Source organism: Alcaligenes sp. SORT26 (assembly GCF_017377875.1).
Taxonomy (GTDB): domain Bacteria; phylum Pseudomonadota; class Gammaproteobacteria; order Burkholderiales; family Burkholderiaceae_B; genus Alcaligenes; species Alcaligenes parafaecalis.
In genome coordinates this window covers 423,703-439,469 of the sequence record NZ_CP070975.1, presented here as the reverse complement: position 1 = coordinate 439,469, position 15,767 = coordinate 423,703, and the positions used below count along the sequence as shown (strand labels likewise).

Here is a 15,767-nt window from a genome sequence, read left to right as displayed (position 1 = left end):
TCACTCGTCACCATCCATACGGGGAGCCGCTTTCCAGGGCAGGCGGATCTCGAAGATCACCCCATGAGGCAAACGCGGCTTGGCGCTGATCGTACCACCATGTGCAGCAATAATCGTGCGGCATAGGCCCAGACCCAAGCCCACGCCCGCGACAGAGGACTCTTTCTGCCCCCGCGTAAAGGTATCAAACAGACGCTCGGGATCTCCGGGCGGCAAGCCTGGGCCGTCATCGCTGATCACCAGATACATGGACTGACCCGAACACTGCCCCCGCAGGGAAATAGTGCTGTTTGCAAGTGTGTATTTGGCGGCATTATCCAGCAGATTCGTCACCACCCGCTCCAGCAAGACACCATCCACTTCGACCAAAGGCAGATCCGCCGCAAACTCGGTCAGGACTTTTCGAGGCTGCAAGGCTGCTGCACAACGGCCAACGGCAATACCCACGATTTCGCCCAAAGCGTGCCATTCCTTATGCAGTTTGACCCCTTCACTTTGCATACGCGCCAAGTCCAGCAAGTTGGATACTTGGCGGCGCAATTCGTCGGACTCGATACGTATGGATCGGGCAATATCACTACGCTCTGTCTCGCTCAAGCCTTGGGCTTGCTCCAGCGTTTCAGCCAAACCCCGGATGACCGTCAAGGGCGTACGCAGATCATGCGATACCGCCGACAACAAGGTATTGCGCATTTTCTCCCCCTCCATGCGCAACACCGTATCCTGGGCAATCTCCACGTAATGAATACGCTCCAAGGCCTGGGCTAAGGTGAAGCAACACGCATCCAGCAAACGCCGTCCATCAGGAGTCCCCAAGGACGCGGCGCCCCCGGACTGCACGACCAGGACACCCCGCGGTGCCATGGGGCCTTTCAGGGGCAGATACAAGGCACTGGCCCCACTCAAGGTCTCGGTGCCATTACCCGCCGCTTCCATATGATCAAACACCCACTGGGCCACCGACAGCTCCACAAAGCTCGTATGGCGGGTCGCCACCAACTGATTCTGTTGATCGGGCACGACCAGCACCACCTGCATCTCGAACAAAGGCTCCAGCGTATCCCGGCAGACGGCCAAGACTTGCTCAAGAGCCAAGGCTCCCGCTAAATCCCGACTGACACGCGTCAAGGCTGCCGCCCGGCGCTCCCCATCACGCGCCGCTCTGGCCTCGGCCTGCAGCTTGGCGGCTAACTGACCAATAATCAGCGCCACTCCCAGCATGACGCCGAAGGTAAAAACATATTGAGTATCCGTGACCGAGAAGGAATAGCGCGGCTCGACAAAGAAAAAGTCGAAAAAGGCCACCGACAATAAAGAGGCCCACACACCGGCCAGCCGTCCCAGACGCAGGGCGATAAAAACCACGATGATCAGGAACAACATGATCACGTTGGAGAGATCAAAAAAGGGCAAAAGCTTCTCGGCCAGCACCGCCGTCACCACACAGATGACCGAGGCAATCGACAAGGCCTTGCCCTGCGCCATGGGCTGCTCCAGCTCCAAAGGGCGTATCGGCCGCTGAACCGTATCCATGCGTAGCAACAGCAAACCAATTTCAGGATTGCTGCGAGCCAATCGCTCCGACAGACTGGTACGCCACGGCAAAATGGATCGCGCCGCAGAATTACCCAAAATCAGCTTGGTGGCATTGCGCTGACGGGCGTAGGCCAGAATCGTATGGGCGACATCCTGGCCAGCGATATTGGCAAACTCGGCACCTGCATGTTGGGCACTGGCCGCCAAACGCACCAGCGCTTCCTGTGCCTTGATCTGCCCGCTTTCCTGCGGCGTATCCACATGCAGCACAATCCAGGGCGTCTGCAGTTGCTGTGCCAAGCGTGCGCCCTCCCGAATCAAGGCTTCCTGGGCACTATCAGCACTGACGCACACCATCAGGAGCTCGCGGGTCGGCCAGACTGTCCGTATTGCATGGGAGATCCGGTACACATGCACATCGGCGTTGACCCGATCCGCCACGCGGCGCAAGGCCAATTCACGCAGCGCAATCAGATTGCCACGGCGAAAGAAATTCTGACGAGCATGGGCAACCGAGTCGGCCAGATAGACCTTCCCGGCATTCAGTCGAGACAGCAAATCGTCTGGTGGCAAATCGACCAGCAAGACATCGGCCGCCCGATCAAAAATCCGGTCCGGCACGGTCTCCCGAACCCTGACCCCAACAATCCCACCGACCACCTCATTCAGGCTATCCAGATGCTGCACATTCAGCGCGGTATACACATCAATACCGGCATCCAGCAGCTCCTCTACATCCTGCCAGCGCTTGGCATGACGGCTGCCTTCCATATTGGAGTGCGCCAGCTCGTCCACCAGCAATAACTGGTAGCCCGAGGCCAGGGCGGCATCCAGATCAAACTCGGTCACCACCCGCCCCTGCCGCTGATACTCCTTGCGTGCCAGCACGGGCAAACCGTCCATCAAGGCCTGAGTTTCCTGGCGGCCATGCGTTTCCACAATGCCGATGGCCACAGACGCACCCTCGGACTGACGCTGATGCGCCTCTTTGAGCATGGCGTAGGTTTTCCCCACGCCCGCGCAAGCGCCGAAGAAAATCTTGAGCTGGCCCCGGCGAGGCTGATGCGGGTCCTCGCCAATGACCTGCAACAGTTCGTCAGGGTCCGGCCTATCCTCAAGTGACATGAATCTGCGCACTCCATCCAGAAAATTGCTATTGATCTTACGCTCTTATCCAAAGAAGGGCGTCAGCAGCAAATCAATCAATTTAATACCGATAAAGGGAGCGATCAGGCCACCCAAACCATAAATCAGCAAGTTGCGTTTCAAGAGACGGCTGGCCGGTTCAGCCCGATACTTCACACCGCGCAAGGCCAGAGGAATCAAAGCGATGATGATCAGGGCATTAAAAATAACCGCTGACAAAATTGCCGAGGCCGGGCTATGCAAGTGCATGACATTCAAAGCGCCCAAAGCGGGATAAGTCACCACAAATGCGGCCGGAATAATGGCAAAGTATTTAGCCAGATCATTGGCAATACTGAAGGTGGTCAGGGCGCCACGCGTCATGATCATCTGCTTGCCCACTTCCACCACACGCAAGAGCTTGGTGGGATTGCTGTCCAGATCCACCATATTGCCCGCCTCTTTGGCCGCCTGCGTGCCGCTGTTCATGGCCACGGCCACATCCGCCTGCGCCAGAGCAGGAGCATCATTCGTACCGTCGCCCGTCATGGCGACCAGACGCCCTTCGTCCTGATAACGTCGGATCAGTTGCAGCTTGTCCTCCGGTGTGGCTTCGGCCAGATAATCATCCACGCCCGCTTCCGCCGCAATGGCGGCAGCCGTCAGCTTGTTGTCCCCGGTAATCATGACAGTCTTGATGCCCATGGCACGCAGCTCGGCAAAGCGCTCCTTGATGCCGCCTTTGACAATGTCCTTGAGCTCCACCACGCCCAGCACCTTATTGCCTTCCGTGACGACCAACGGCGTACTGCCTCGTCGAGCCACTTCATTGACCAAGGTATCCAATTCGCGAGGGAACACGCCGCCTTGAGACTCAATATGCGAGCGCATCGTGTTCGCCGCCCCTTTACGGATTTGGCGACCCTCGATATCAATCCCGCTCATGCGTGTGTGGGCACTAAAGGCAATCGTCTGCGCCCCGTGCAACTCACGGCCCCGCAAATTGAAGAGCTGCTTGGCCAGCACCACAATAGAGCGCCCTTCGGGCGTTTCGTCCGCCAGCGAAGCCAATTGAGCGGCATCTGCCAAGGCCTGTTCCGAAACCTGTGGCGCTGGCAAGAATGCCGATGCTTCCCGATTACCCAAGGTAATCGTGCCGGTCTTGTCCAGCAGCAAGACATCTACGTCCCCCGCCGCCTCAATCGCACGGCCCGAGCTGGCCAGCACATTGGCCTTCATCATGCGGCTCATACCGGCTACGCCCACTGCCGACAGCAAGGCTCCGATCGTGGTTGGAATCAGGCACACCAACAAGGCAATCAAGGCCGTTATCGTGACAGGCGAACCGGCACCGGTCAGCGTCGTCGCAAAGCTGGAGAAAGGCAATAAGGTGACGCAGACTAGCAAGAAGATCAGCGTCAGGGCGACCAGCAGGATATTCAAGGCAATCTCATTAGGCGTCTTGCCGCGCTTGGCGCCTTCCACCATGGCAATCATGCGATCCAGAAAAGCTTCGCCCGGCTTGGCGGTTACCTGCATCACAATCCAGTCCGACAGAACGCGCGTCCCGCCCGTCACCGAACAAAAGTCGCCGCCTGACTCGCGGATAACAGGTGCCGATTCACCCGTAATAGCGGACTCATCTACCGAGGCCGCGCCCTGCAAGACCTCGCCATCCGCCGGAATAATCTGGCCAGCCTCGACCAGCACATAGGCGCCAGGCACCAGCTCGTCGCTGGGGACGGGCCAGGAGCGACTATCGCGGGCAGGATCTTTCAAAACCTTGGCCATGACTCGCTTGCGAGTGGAACGCAAGGCATCGGCCTGTGCCTTGCCACGTCCTTCTGCCACGGCCTCCGCCGCATTCGCAAACAAGACCGTAAACCACAGCCAGGCGGCAATGGCCCAGATAAACCCGGCCGGAGCCTCACCCTGCCCCATCAAGGCCTGTACACCCAGCAAGCTGGTCACAATGCTGCCCAGATACACCACACACATCACCGGGTTCTTGAACTGCACCCGGGGCGACAGTTTCTTGAAGGCTTCCTTGCACACCGTCCCCCAGGGCAAAGCCTGAAACGCCGTTGAGCGCTCGGCCTCTTGTGGGGCTTTCAGATCAGTAATAGACATAATGACACCTGTTCCTAACGCACAGCGGGCTGGACTGCCTTAGCCATATCCAGCGCAAGATTAAGCTCCAAGACCTGTACACGCGGCTCGCCCAAGAAACCCAATTGACGGTTGCTGGTAAAGCGATCGATCAAGACTTGAACCTGGGCCAAGGACATGCCGCGCACCTTGGCAATACGGGCAGCCTGCAAACGGGCGTTAGCCACGGAGATATGAGGGTCCAGACCTGACGCCGAGGCCGTGACGGCATCCACCGGCACGAGCGCATCTTCCGCCAAGCCATTCATCAGCCGATAAGCCTTGCTACGCTCAGCCACTGCATCCAGCAAGTTCTGGCTTAATACGCCTTGATTACTGGCTCCACTGGCGGCAGCGTTATACGGCAAGGCAATGCTCGTAGAGGGATCAGCCGGGTCCGCTCCTACCGTGGCACTCGGGCGACCATGAAAGTACTCGGGCTGGCTAAAGTACTGACCAATCTGGCGTGAGCCCACAAGGTGGCCATCACGCAGGATCAGGCTGCCCTTTGCCTGCTCCGGGAACAGAGCCGTTCCGATCACGGTCGTCGCCAAGGGATAGGCAATACCAGTCAGAAGCATAAAAAACACGGCAGACAGCAACACAGGTCGCAACAAGCTTTTCATCGTGGGTGCAGCGGGTGCCGACACCATAAATTGATGGGTAGACATGGCAATCACACCTTAAAAAGTAATTCCGTCGAGCATCAGCAGATGCTCCACAATCGGCCCCAATGCCAGCGCTGGCATGAACGTCAGCCCGCCAACGACCAGGACCACAAAGATCAGTAAACCGGTAAACAAGGGCGTAGCCGTTGACAAGGTGCCGGGGCCTGCGGGGACGGCTTTTTTAGCCGCCAGTACCCCGGCCAGGGCCAGCAAAGGCAATAGAGTCAGGTAGCGTCCAATCAGCATGGCCAGCCCAATCGTCGTATTGAAAAACGGCGTGTTAGCGTTAAAGCCTGCAAAGGCGGAACCGTTATTGGCGGTGCCCGAGGTGTAGGCATACAGGACTTCACTAAAGCCGTGGGGTCCCATATTGGACAGACTATCCATAGTGGACGGCAGCACACTGGCCAAGGCCGTAAAGCCCAGAATGCTGAAGGCGTGCGCCAGCATGGCCAGCATCACGTACTTCATCTCCCGCGCCTCGATCTTCTTGCCCAGAAACTCGGGGCTGCGCCCTATCATCATGCCCACCAGAAACACTGTCAGAATGGCGTAGCTGACCAGGCTGATGAAGCCCACTCCGATCCCGCCAAAGACGTTGTTCAGCATCATTTGCGCTATCGGCACCAAGCCACCCAAGGGGGTCAGCGAGGAATGCATGGCATCGACCGAGCCCGTCGTGGCCGCGGTGGTTACCGTGGCAAACAAGCTGCTTTGCGCCACACCAAAACGCAATTCCTTGCCTTCCAGATTGCCGCCGCCCATCGTGCTGCTTTGAGTCTGATCGACCCCCAAAGGCGTCAACAAAGGATTGCCTGCTTGCTCGGCGCTGTAGATCAGGGACAGAAAACCGATGAACATCACCAGAAAAGCGGCAAAAAAGGCCCAGCCCTGACGACGACGAGCCAGCATGGAACCAAAGGCATAGGTCAAGGCCGAGGGCACCAGCAGCATGCTCAGCATGTGTACGGTATTGGTCAGCGGTGTGGGGTTTTCAAAAGGATGAGCCGCGTTCATGCCAAAGAAACCGCCCCCGTTGGTTCCCACGTGCTTGATACTTTCAAAGCTGGCCACCGGCCCCAGAATAATGTGCTGCTTGATGCCTTCCAGGGTGTTGACCAGCACATCAGTCGTCAGGGTTTGTGGCATGCCTTGCCAGACATACAACAAGGCCAGCAGGAAACTGCAAGGCAAGAGCAAGCGGTACAAGGAGCGGGTGAAGTCCACCCAGTAGTTGCCGATATCCGCCGAGCTTTTACGGCTCAAACCACGAATGAAGCCGCCTGCCGCCGCCAGACCTGTTGTGGCACTGATCATCATCAAAAAAGTGATGGCTGCCATCTGGGAAAAATTGGACAGACTGGACTCGCCCGAGTACGCCTGCCAATTGGTATTGGTCGTAAAGGACACGGCCGTATTAAAAGCCAGGTCGGGCGTTTGCGCGGCACGCTGCAAACTGTCTCCCGGAATCCAGCCCTGCACACGCAAAAGAACATATCCCAGAAGCAACATGGCGGCATTGCTTAACAAGAGCGCCAAGCCATATCGCTTCCAGGACATTTTCTCTTCGGGATTGACCCCCAACAGCCTATAAGTGCCGCGCTCGATCAGGCTGTGATTCGGGCTGCTGAAAAAATGGGCTATCCATTTGCCCACCACCACTAACAAGACCGTTGAGACGGCCAGAATAATCAGGAACTGCAATAGATCGTCCAGCATGACCGCCCCTCTTACAGTTTCTCAAGACCAAAAACGAATCCGGTCGCCATCGCAAAGAACGCGAACAGCACCGCTAAAAATAGAAAATCACTCATATGCACACCTGTTCCCAACAATGAACACTTGCCTGGCCTGAAATTAGAATTTTTCGGCTCGCAGCAAGGCATAGAACAAATAGATAAACAGCCCCAGAGAAACCCCTCCTGCCAGAACCGTAAAAAAGGACGCACTCATCCCAGACTCCCAAGCAATGCTGACGTGCAGCAGACATCTAAAGTCTAGGATTGGCGACATAAATTCAGAGCAGTGTTTACTGAGCTGCGTATAAAGACGGCATATGGATTAGGGGACGGGCAAGACCGGCCCGCTCCAGCAACTGGTCGGTCCAGCGTTGATAGGTGTGTTTGGCGATGAGGTGCAAGGTGCCCAGATGCTGATCCAGACCAGCCAAAATTTGCTGCGCATCCTGAGCGGCCGGGCCATGCCCCTGCGCCAGCTCATGGCGGCCATAGTCACACCACTGCTGAATGCTTTCAGCGGTCACTTCCAGGTGCCCTTGAAAAGCCCAATGCGGGCCCAGCGCAAAGCCTTTGTTCAAGCAATGGGGACCGTACAAAGTCCGGCTGGCGCCTGCAGGAATCTGAAAGGTGTCGTAATGCCAGTTAAACAGCACGGCGCGCCGGGGCAAGCCCATCACACGCTGGGCATGGGGGCTGCTCCAGACCTGGCCCCAACCTATATTGGGATAGGGGTTTCGTTGGACCTGGGCACCCAGCACACGGGCCAGCATCTGCGCCCCGAAACAGTGCCCCAGAACGGGAATATGGCGCTGAATCGCATCCAGCAAGAACACCTGCTCGCGCACAATCCAGGACAAGGGTTCATTGACACTATGGTCGCTACCCAGCACCACAATGCCGCTGTATTCACGCGCCGATAGCGGCACCATTCCATCCAAAGGGGCCGCAATCAGTTGATATGGAAAGGCATTTTTATGCAGATGATCCAGCAGCACGCCCGGCCCTTGCGTGGCCTCGTGCTGCAAAATGGCAATTGGTTTCATGACAGAAAAGCCTGACTGGACAGGCCGCTTGTTCAGGAAAACTCAATGTAGAACTCGTCACATAAAGACAAAGATCTGTTTGAAACCGGGCTCGTATAAGTGGCATTCATTTTTGTCGATACCACAAACAGGACGCACAAAAAAAACACCCCAATGCCGGATCTACCAGGCATTGGGGTGTTGATGTCTGCTGCTTTGGATCTGCCCTTGCACGCCCCGGATCGGGGCGTCACAGATCACAGCACAAACATTACTTCTTGCTGTCTTTCAACTGAGGAACAGCCGAACCAGCCGCAGGGGCCAAGAGGCCAACCTGGGTGTAGGTGAACAGCTTGTCGCGGGTGTCCACGATGTCCAGGTTACGCATGGTCAACTGACCGATACGGTCGCGTGGCGAGAACATACTGTCTACTTTTTCCATGCTCAGGCGCTCGGCCTTGTAGGTCAGGTTAGGCGAGACAGTATCCAGAATGGAGTAGTCGTTACCGCGACGCAGTTCCAGGGTCACTTCACCGGTTACAGCACGAGCCACCCAACGCTGGGCGGTTTCACGCAGCATGATGGCTTGTGGGTCGAACCAGCGGCCCTGGTACAACAGACGGCCCAAACGCAGACCGTTGATGCGGTACTGTTCGATAGTGTCTTCGTTGTGGATACCGGTGACCAGACGCTCGTAAGCGATGTGCAGCAGAGCCATGCCGGGGGCTTCGTAAATGCCACGGCTCTTGGCTTCAATGATGCGGTTTTCGATCTGATCGCTCATGCCCAGACCATGACGGCCACCGATGCGGTTGGCTTCCAGCATCAGTTCTACAGGGTCGGAGAATTCCACGCCGTTCAGTGCAACAGGCTGACCTTCTTCAAAGCGCACACGCACTTCTTCTGCAGGCACGGCCACGTCGTCACGCCAGAAGGCAACGCCCATGATGGGTTTAACGATATTGATACCGGCATTCAGGTACTCCAGGTCCTTGGCTTCGTGCGTGGCACCCAGCATGTTGGAGTCGGTGGAGTAGGCTTTTTCGGCCGACATTTTGTAGTCAAAACCGGCTTCCTGCATGTACTCGGACATTTCTGCACGGCCGCCGAGCTCATCAATGAACGTCTGATCCAGCCAAGGCTTGTAAATCTTCAGCTCAGGGTTGGTCAACAAACCGTAGCGGTAGAAACGCTCGATGTCGTTGCCCTTGTAGGTGCTCCCGTCGCCCCAGATATGGACGTCGTCTTCTTTCATGGCGGCAACCAACATGGTGCCGGTGACAGCACGGCCAATAGGCGTAGTGTTGAAGTACGTTACGCCACCGGTGGTGATGTGAAAGGCGTTGCACTGCAAAGCGGCAATCCCTTCAGCCACCAGTTGCTGACGGCAGTCCACCAGACGGGCCAGTGTGGCACCGTATTCCTTGGCCTTGCGGGGGATCGCATCGTAATCGGGTTCGTCTGGCTGACCCAGGTTCGCGGTGTAAGCGTAAGGGATCGCGCCTTTATTACGCATCCACAAAAGTGCGGCGCTGGTGTCCAGGCCACCGGAAAAGGCAATGCCGACCTTCTGGCCGACTGGAAGAGATTCAAGGATGGTTGTCATTATCGCGTCAGTAGTGGTGTGCAAGTTCGGTTCCGCCCGCAAGGCCCTCTAGCAGAGCCCTGCCCGTGGCAGGATCAATATGTCATTATATCGTCTTGACCGACCCTGGACACCCTTGCGTAGCTGGATTTAATTACCCGATGAACTAGAACATCCATTTTTACCTGGAGACAAGTCATGCCCGAGACACATGCTCAACCCGCTATCAGCCGCTATCCCGTCCCCACGCTGGCCGAAATGCCCGAAGATATTCGCCGTCGTATTGAAGCCGTGCAGGAAAAATCGGGCTTTATTCCGAATGTGTTTCTGGCCCTGGCACACCGTCCCGACGAATTCCGTGCTTTTTTTGCCTATCACGACGCGCTGATGGAAAAACCCAGCGGTTTGAGCCATGCAGACCGGGAAATGATTGTGGTGGCCACCTCGGCCGCCAACCAATGTCATTACTGCGTGATTGCCCACGGAGCGATTTTGCGCATTCGTGCCAAGAACCCGCTGGTGGCTGACCAGGTGGCCGTAAACTGGCGCAAGGCTGATATTCCGGCGCGTCAAAAAGCCATGCTGACCTTTGCCATGAAAGTCTCGCAAAACGCCCAGGAAATTGAAGACGCCGACTTCCAGACCCTGCACGAGCACGGTTTCAGTGACGAGGACGCCTGGGACATCGCCGGTATCAGCGCCTTTTTTGGTCTGAGCAACCGCATGGCCAACTTCATGTCCATGCGCTGCAATGACGAGTTCTACATGCTGGGACGCGTTCCCCGCTAAACATGATGCGTTACGCCCTGTTGTTTGCCGGGTGGATCTGTGTGGCGTTGGCTGTAGCTGGCGCCCTATTACCCTTGCTTCCCACGACACCCTTCGTCCTGCTGGCCGCGTGGTGTTTTTCGCGTAGTTCGCCCCGCTTTCACCAATGGCTGCTGGACCAGCGCCATCTGGGGCCTTACTTGCGCAACTGGGAAAACGGCCAGGGGCTGACCCGCCAGGCCAAACGCCGGGCGCTTATTATGTTGTGGCTGTCTCTGGCCGCCTCGGCCTGGCTGACCAGTCACTTGGGCTGGTATCGATTGGGCCTGCTGATTCCAGGCATTTTTGCCACCCGCTATTTGCTACGAGCCAAAACCCTGGATGACACCCCTTCCGACCCTGTGCAAAAATAGCCTGCTTGAACCGATCCTGGCTTGACCCCTTTTAGCTTGAAAAACCCATGTCCAATCCTGTCATCCTGCTGGCTGCCGCCTACATCACCAATTCTGAAGGCCAAATTCTCCTGGTCCGCAAACGTGGCAGCGCCTATTACATGCAGGCAGGTGGCAAGCTGGAAGCAGGCGAAACACCCCTGCAAGCCCTGCAACGCGAACTGGACGAAGAGCTGGGCCTGAGAGCGGAAGAAACCGCCCATGCGCACTACGAGGCGTATTTTGAAAGCCCTGCTGCCAATGAGCCCGACCATGTGGTGCATGCCCACGTGTTCACCTTGACGGTGGACCGCGAGATCCAGGCGGCGGCGGAACTGGAAGAGGCACGTTGGGTCAGCCCTCAGGAAATCCGCTCCTTGACACTGGCCCCTTTATTGGCCGATCACATCCTCCCGCGCCTGTGCTCCCAGGCCGCTGCCTGACGGTCAGCCCACACACGACTTCCTTCAGTCTTCAGCGACCCAAGCCACGAGCAGGCTATTTTTTGGCATAATGTCGCCCTTAAGTCCCCTATCTGGGGACGCAGCTATTTGCCCGACCAGCCCGCAACGGCGGGCTTTCTTTATTGAGCGCTAATTTATGTCCTCTTTGCCCTGTCAAGGCGCAATCGTCACCTTTACCCTGCAGCAACTGCGTGCCGCCACGCAAGCCGGGGGGATTTTGGGTGTGTCCATCAAAGGACAAGGCAATCATTTTTTTGTACAAGTGGCGACACGGGCAGGCCAGGCCGTGCTGGTCACGGCCCGCAGCAAAGACCCGCGTAGTTTCAAAAGCCCCTTGCAGGCGATGGTTCTGCTCAAGCAAGTCGGTATTGTGACGGGCCAGTTTGACCTGACTCAGTACACCCCCGACCAGAATGAAACGGCCCCACGCAGCCGTCGCCGCCCTGCCAAACCCAGCAAACTGGGTTTGCGCTGGAACCGGATAAGCGAGCGCATCTCCAGCCCCGCTCAACCTTCTTTGGACGATCCCAGCCTGGATATCAATGAAGAGCAAACGCGCCGTCTGATCGCCCGTCAGGAAAACCAGCAGTTAAGCTTGCTGGGCAACTAAGCGCAGGCCACTGTTTTGGCAGGATGAGGGAGCCGAATAAGCCACCTCCAAGGCCTGTGCCAGATCTTGCTGCAAGTGCTGGGGCTCTTCCAGCCCCACGTGCAAGCGCAACAACTGCCCCTTCCCGAACAAGGCCCGTCCATTACGTTGAGGCATGTCGATAGGCAGAGCCAGACTCTCGAACCCACCCCAGGAAAGACCGATTCCAAACAGGCGCAAAGCCTTGAAAAAACGGGATAATTGTTCCTGACTCAAGGGTTTCAGCACAATTCCGAACAAGCCAGTCGAGCCTGTAAAATCCCGCTTCCAGATTGCATGACCCGGATGAGACTCCAAAGCCGGATGCAACACCTGCTGCACGTGGGGGTGTTTCTCCAAAAACTGCGCAATCTGCAAGGCACTGGCCTGGTGCTGGCGCAAGCGCACACCTAAAGTACGCAAGCCCCGCAAGGCCAGAAATGCATCATCCGGCCCCGCCGTCTGACCAAAATCATGCGCAGCACGACGCAATAAAGGCCAGGCTCGTTCATTCGCAGTGGCAATGCCCAGCAAGGCATCGGAGTGGCCGGTCACATACTTGGTAGCCGCCTGGATGGAGACATCCACGCCATGTTCAAAAGGCTGAAAAAACAGAGGGGTCGCCCAAGTGTTATCCATCAGCACATACGCCCCCACGGCATGCGCGCAGCGTGCAATGGCGGGGATATCCTGAACCTCGAACGTAGCCGAACCGGGGGACTCTACATAAACCACTTTGGTATTGGCCTTGAGCAGACTCGCAATCCCTTCGCCCAGGGACGGCTCATAAAACTGCACCTGAATTCCCATGCGGCAGGCCAAAACCTGTTGAGCGAAGGCACGCACCGGCCCATAAACCGAATCTGGCAAAAGCAAATGGTCACCCACTTCCAGCATGCCCAATAAAGCATGGGTGCAAGCCGCCAGCCCGGAAGGAAACAAACTGGCCTGATGCCCCCCTTCCAGATCCGCCACGGCCTGCGTCAAAGTCTGTAAGGTGGGATTGGTGAAACGGCCATACGAGGCATAGGGATTGTCAGGTTCTTTGCGCTGCGCCCATTGCTCCAGATTGTCCGCCAGAATGGTCGAACCACGGCAAACGGGCACATTCACAAAGCCAGCCGACACGCTGGTGTCGCGGCCTAAATGAGTCAAACGGGTATTTTGGTAGTCGCAGTCCTGCATGCTGTTTTCCTGATCGTGATCGCTACGGATGAATGGAAACAGTCTACGCAAGGGGTTGCAGTGAATTATTGCGTTTTTGCCCTATAAGATCGAGAATCCATAGAACAAAAACCTATAATTATCTAAATTATTAGGAAATTATTTCTATGCTGGATAAATTCGACAAACATATTCTGGAAATCCTCCAAAACGATGCCACCTTGGCCATCCAGGAAATTGCCGACCGGGTGGGTTTGTCCAGCACACCCTGCTGGCGACGCATACAACGCCTGGAACAAGAAGGCTATATAGAAAAGCGCGTGGCTCTGCTTAGTTCAGAAAAGCTGAATGTCGGGGTAACTGTGTTTGTGGCCATCAAGACCAATCAGCACAACAAGCAGTGGTACAGCCAGTTTTCTGCAGTGGTCGAGGCGATTCCGCAAATTGTGGAGTTCTACCGCATGAGCGGTGATACCGACTATTTGCTGCGTGTGGTCGTGCCCGATATCAAAAGCTTTGATCGGGTGTACCAGCAACTGATCTCTGAAATTGAGCTGACGGATGTCAGCTCCAGCTTTGCCATGGAGCAGATCAAATTCACGACCCGCCTGCCCCTGGACTACGCCTGATCAAGACGCCAAGCAAGCGCCTGACAAGAACAGCTTAACGCTTAAAAACTGTATTCCACATCCAGACTCTGGCCAACACGGAGCATCTGGGGCTTGGATTCGACCAGCATAGCCTGCATGCCAAACAAGGTGCCCTGTGGAAATTGACGGCTTTGCGCCAGGGCCAAGCCGGGCTGCGTGCCTACATCGGCCGTTAGCTGATTCACATTAGGCATAGGGCAGCGCGTACACCCGCGAATAAAGGCAAAGCTCAAACCTTCACTGCTGACGCCCAGAACATAGTCTTCTTCGTAGGCAGGCAAACCTTCAAACACGACATTGGCGCGGAATCGGTCCATAGGCACAGCCTGTTCACCAGACTGCTGAACCAAACGATTCAACTCGTCCAGGGACGCCTCATTGGTAAAGAGAAAAGGCAGTGCATCGGCAAAACCAAAACCTCTTTGCTGATCACCAATCTCACGCCAACCTTGAGATTTCTCTTCCCAAGGGCGTACCCGCTCGGTCAATACATAACGACGCGCCCGACTGTGGTTACGCAGCACCCGGCAAGGAGTCTGCAAAAAATTGCTAAACCAGGCTGCGACCTGGTCACCCTCGTCGCGCCCCAGCGTATCTGCACTCCAGATGCGCACAGACACGGCCACGTTATCCCCTGCCGCAGCGTCCAAAGACCAGGACAAGGGCTCCATACCCGGCGCTTGCACGGTGATCTGTCCGTCTTGCACCACGGGCCGGATCAAGGCCATTCGCGGCCAGCGGCGCTGAGTCATGAATACGCCCTGCTGATCCACCACGACCCACTCGCGGTCATAGGCCAGGCCCGCAACACTGACCTCCACGCCCTGCGGATGAGCCTGGGCAGCACAGGATTTGATGGGATGGGTAAACAGACCGGTAATGGTAATCATGAGTCGCAACAAGAAAAGGCACAGACAAGAAACTTATTCTAGAGCAGCCAGGGCATTCACCTGACTAGGCTTTAGCGACATATTGAAAAGGCGTGGGCCAGAAACATCGCCCTCTCAAAACTTTCTGGCCCTAGTGCTTGACAAAGATCAAAGCTTATGAGTAAATAGTTGATTGATTGCACCAACATATCCATTACATTAAGAACGTGCAATCAACCTTTTTTTGAGTGTAGCTATTTAGCAGGTCCTCTTGATCTGTCGGCATGTTCCCAACCATGCGGGTCTACATTCACAACGGCGACGACAGCCACATCCAGACTTATTTTTTGCATCGTAGCGGACTCGCTCCGTCCATTTGCTTGGCAAACGAATAAGGCGCTGTCCATGCTGCTACCGAGCACATCTGCCTGATGCATAACGCGTCCGCCAGCACGGCTCTACATTGAAATAGCAATGGCCTGGCCTCTGTATGGAGACCGGTCCATCATGGTGTCATCAAATCTCAATAAAAAAACGATGTAATGACGCCACACGATAAGGAAAAAAATTATGAAAAATATCTATCCAACCGGTTTGGTCTCGCGCCCTGAGCATATTGCCTTGAACAAAACCGATATTCGCATTGGCGACACTGTTTATTTGCAACCTAAAAACGGCCCTCGCATGGCGGGCACCGTGATTTTCAGCTCGCCTGTACACGGCTGCACCACCTATACAGCGGATGCCCAGAACCAGGACGCCAACGTGCGTTTCCGCTTCCGCCTGCAAGACGTGCACCACGTGGCACCACGCCCCCCTTTGCCCGCCTTGAACTAAGGCTTTGCGCCCTAATTAATACGGGGCACCCAATCTAGTCCCCGTATTAATTTCATTTCAAAACATATAATTACAATTAGTAAGAAATATTCCTGCTTTCATCCTAAAATAGTGGCGGCTTGAAACTTATCCG

General features: G+C 56.1%; 15 protein-coding genes. 6 read left to right on the top strand and 9 right to left on the bottom strand.

From position 1 onward, the window contains the following. The 7 genes from JYG33_RS02020 to argG form a co-directional block, all read right to left on the bottom strand. Positions 1–2,661, bottom strand: coding sequence for a sensor histidine kinase KdpD (locus JYG33_RS02020; RefSeq protein WP_207873951.1), 2,661 nt, complete (start codon positions 2,659–2,661; stop codon positions 1–3). A 45-nt stretch (positions 2,662–2,706) separates the two neighbouring features. After that, positions 2,707–4,791: a potassium-transporting ATPase subunit KdpB gene (gene kdpB / locus JYG33_RS02015; RefSeq protein WP_207873950.1), complete on the bottom strand. Its 2,085-nt coding sequence runs from the start codon at positions 4,789–4,791 to the stop codon at positions 2,707–2,709. A gap of 14 nt (positions 4,792–4,805) precedes the next feature. Next, positions 4,806–5,480, bottom strand: coding sequence for a K(+)-transporting ATPase subunit C (gene kdpC, locus JYG33_RS02010; RefSeq protein WP_207873949.1), 675 nt, complete (start codon positions 5,478–5,480; stop codon positions 4,806–4,808). A 12-nt stretch (positions 5,481–5,492) separates the two neighbouring features. Further along, entirely contained in the window at positions 5,493–7,196 is a 1,704-nt protein-coding gene (kdpA, locus tag JYG33_RS02005; protein WP_207873948.1) for a potassium-transporting ATPase subunit KdpA, read from the bottom strand. Positions 7,197–7,334: 138 nt separating this feature from the next. Continuing rightward, complete coding sequence (kdpF, locus tag JYG33_RS02000; RefSeq protein WP_207873947.1) at positions 7,335–7,430, bottom strand: K(+)-transporting ATPase subunit F; 96 nt, start codon at positions 7,428–7,430, stop codon at positions 7,335–7,337. 76 nt (positions 7,431–7,506) lie between these two features. After that, the gene (locus tag JYG33_RS01995; protein WP_207873946.1) at positions 7,507–8,259 is read right to left on the bottom strand and encodes a type 1 glutamine amidotransferase; all 753 of its coding nucleotides are present in this window, start codon (positions 8,257–8,259) and stop codon (positions 7,507–7,509) included. Positions 8,260–8,509: 250 nt separating this feature from the next. Beyond that, positions 8,510–9,844: an argininosuccinate synthase gene (argG, locus tag JYG33_RS01990; RefSeq protein ID WP_207873945.1), complete on the bottom strand. Its 1,335-nt coding sequence runs from the start codon at positions 9,842–9,844 to the stop codon at positions 8,510–8,512. A 177-nt stretch (positions 9,845–10,021) separates the two neighbouring features. On the opposite strand from argG, the gene JYG33_RS01985 reads away from it, so the two are divergent. The 4 genes from JYG33_RS01985 (at position 10,022) to JYG33_RS01970 (ending at position 12,096) form a co-directional block, all read left to right on the top strand. Then, on the top strand, positions 10,022–10,612 hold the full coding sequence (locus JYG33_RS01985) for a peroxidase-related enzyme (RefSeq protein ID WP_207873944.1): 591 nt from the start codon (positions 10,022–10,024) through the stop codon (positions 10,610–10,612). Positions 10,613–10,614: 2 nt separating this feature from the next. Further along, positions 10,615–11,004: a YbaN family protein gene (locus tag JYG33_RS01980; protein ID WP_207873943.1), complete on the top strand. Its 390-nt coding sequence runs from the start codon at positions 10,615–10,617 to the stop codon at positions 11,002–11,004. Between the two features lie 47 nt (positions 11,005–11,051). Continuing rightward, positions 11,052–11,465, top strand: coding sequence for an NUDIX domain-containing protein (locus JYG33_RS01975; RefSeq protein ID WP_207873942.1), 414 nt, complete (start codon positions 11,052–11,054; stop codon positions 11,463–11,465). A gap of 157 nt (positions 11,466–11,622) precedes the next feature. Next, entirely contained in the window at positions 11,623–12,096 is a 474-nt protein-coding gene (locus JYG33_RS01970; RefSeq protein ID WP_207873941.1) for a hypothetical protein, read from the top strand. Here JYG33_RS01970 and metC read toward each other — a convergent pair. Beyond that, positions 12,076–13,350 carry a cystathionine beta-lyase gene (metC, locus tag JYG33_RS01965; protein WP_243430250.1) on the bottom strand — a complete coding sequence of 425 codons (1,275 nt, stop codon included), beginning with the start codon at positions 13,348–13,350 and terminating at the stop codon, positions 12,076–12,078. The genes JYG33_RS01970 and metC overlap by 21 nt on opposite strands. Before the next feature lie 95 nt (positions 13,351–13,445). Between metC and JYG33_RS01960 the strand changes: the two genes are divergently transcribed. Then, positions 13,446–13,907 (top strand): Lrp/AsnC family transcriptional regulator, encoded by a 462-nt coding sequence (locus JYG33_RS01960; RefSeq protein ID WP_207873940.1) that lies wholly within the window; start codon positions 13,446–13,448, stop codon positions 13,905–13,907. Positions 13,908–13,948: 41 nt separating this feature from the next. On the opposite strand, the gene JYG33_RS01955 is transcribed toward JYG33_RS01960, so the two are convergent. Beyond that, positions 13,949–14,818, bottom strand: a complete 870-nt coding sequence (locus JYG33_RS01955) for an MOSC N-terminal beta barrel domain-containing protein (RefSeq protein ID WP_207873939.1) — start codon at positions 14,816–14,818, stop codon at positions 13,949–13,951. A gap of 549 nt (positions 14,819–15,367) precedes the next feature. On the opposite strand from JYG33_RS01955, the gene JYG33_RS01950 reads away from it, so the two are divergent. Next, on the top strand, positions 15,368–15,634 hold the full coding sequence (locus tag JYG33_RS01950; protein WP_207873938.1) for a hypothetical protein: 267 nt from the start codon (positions 15,368–15,370) through the stop codon (positions 15,632–15,634). Positions 15,635–15,767 lie beyond the last annotated feature (133 nt).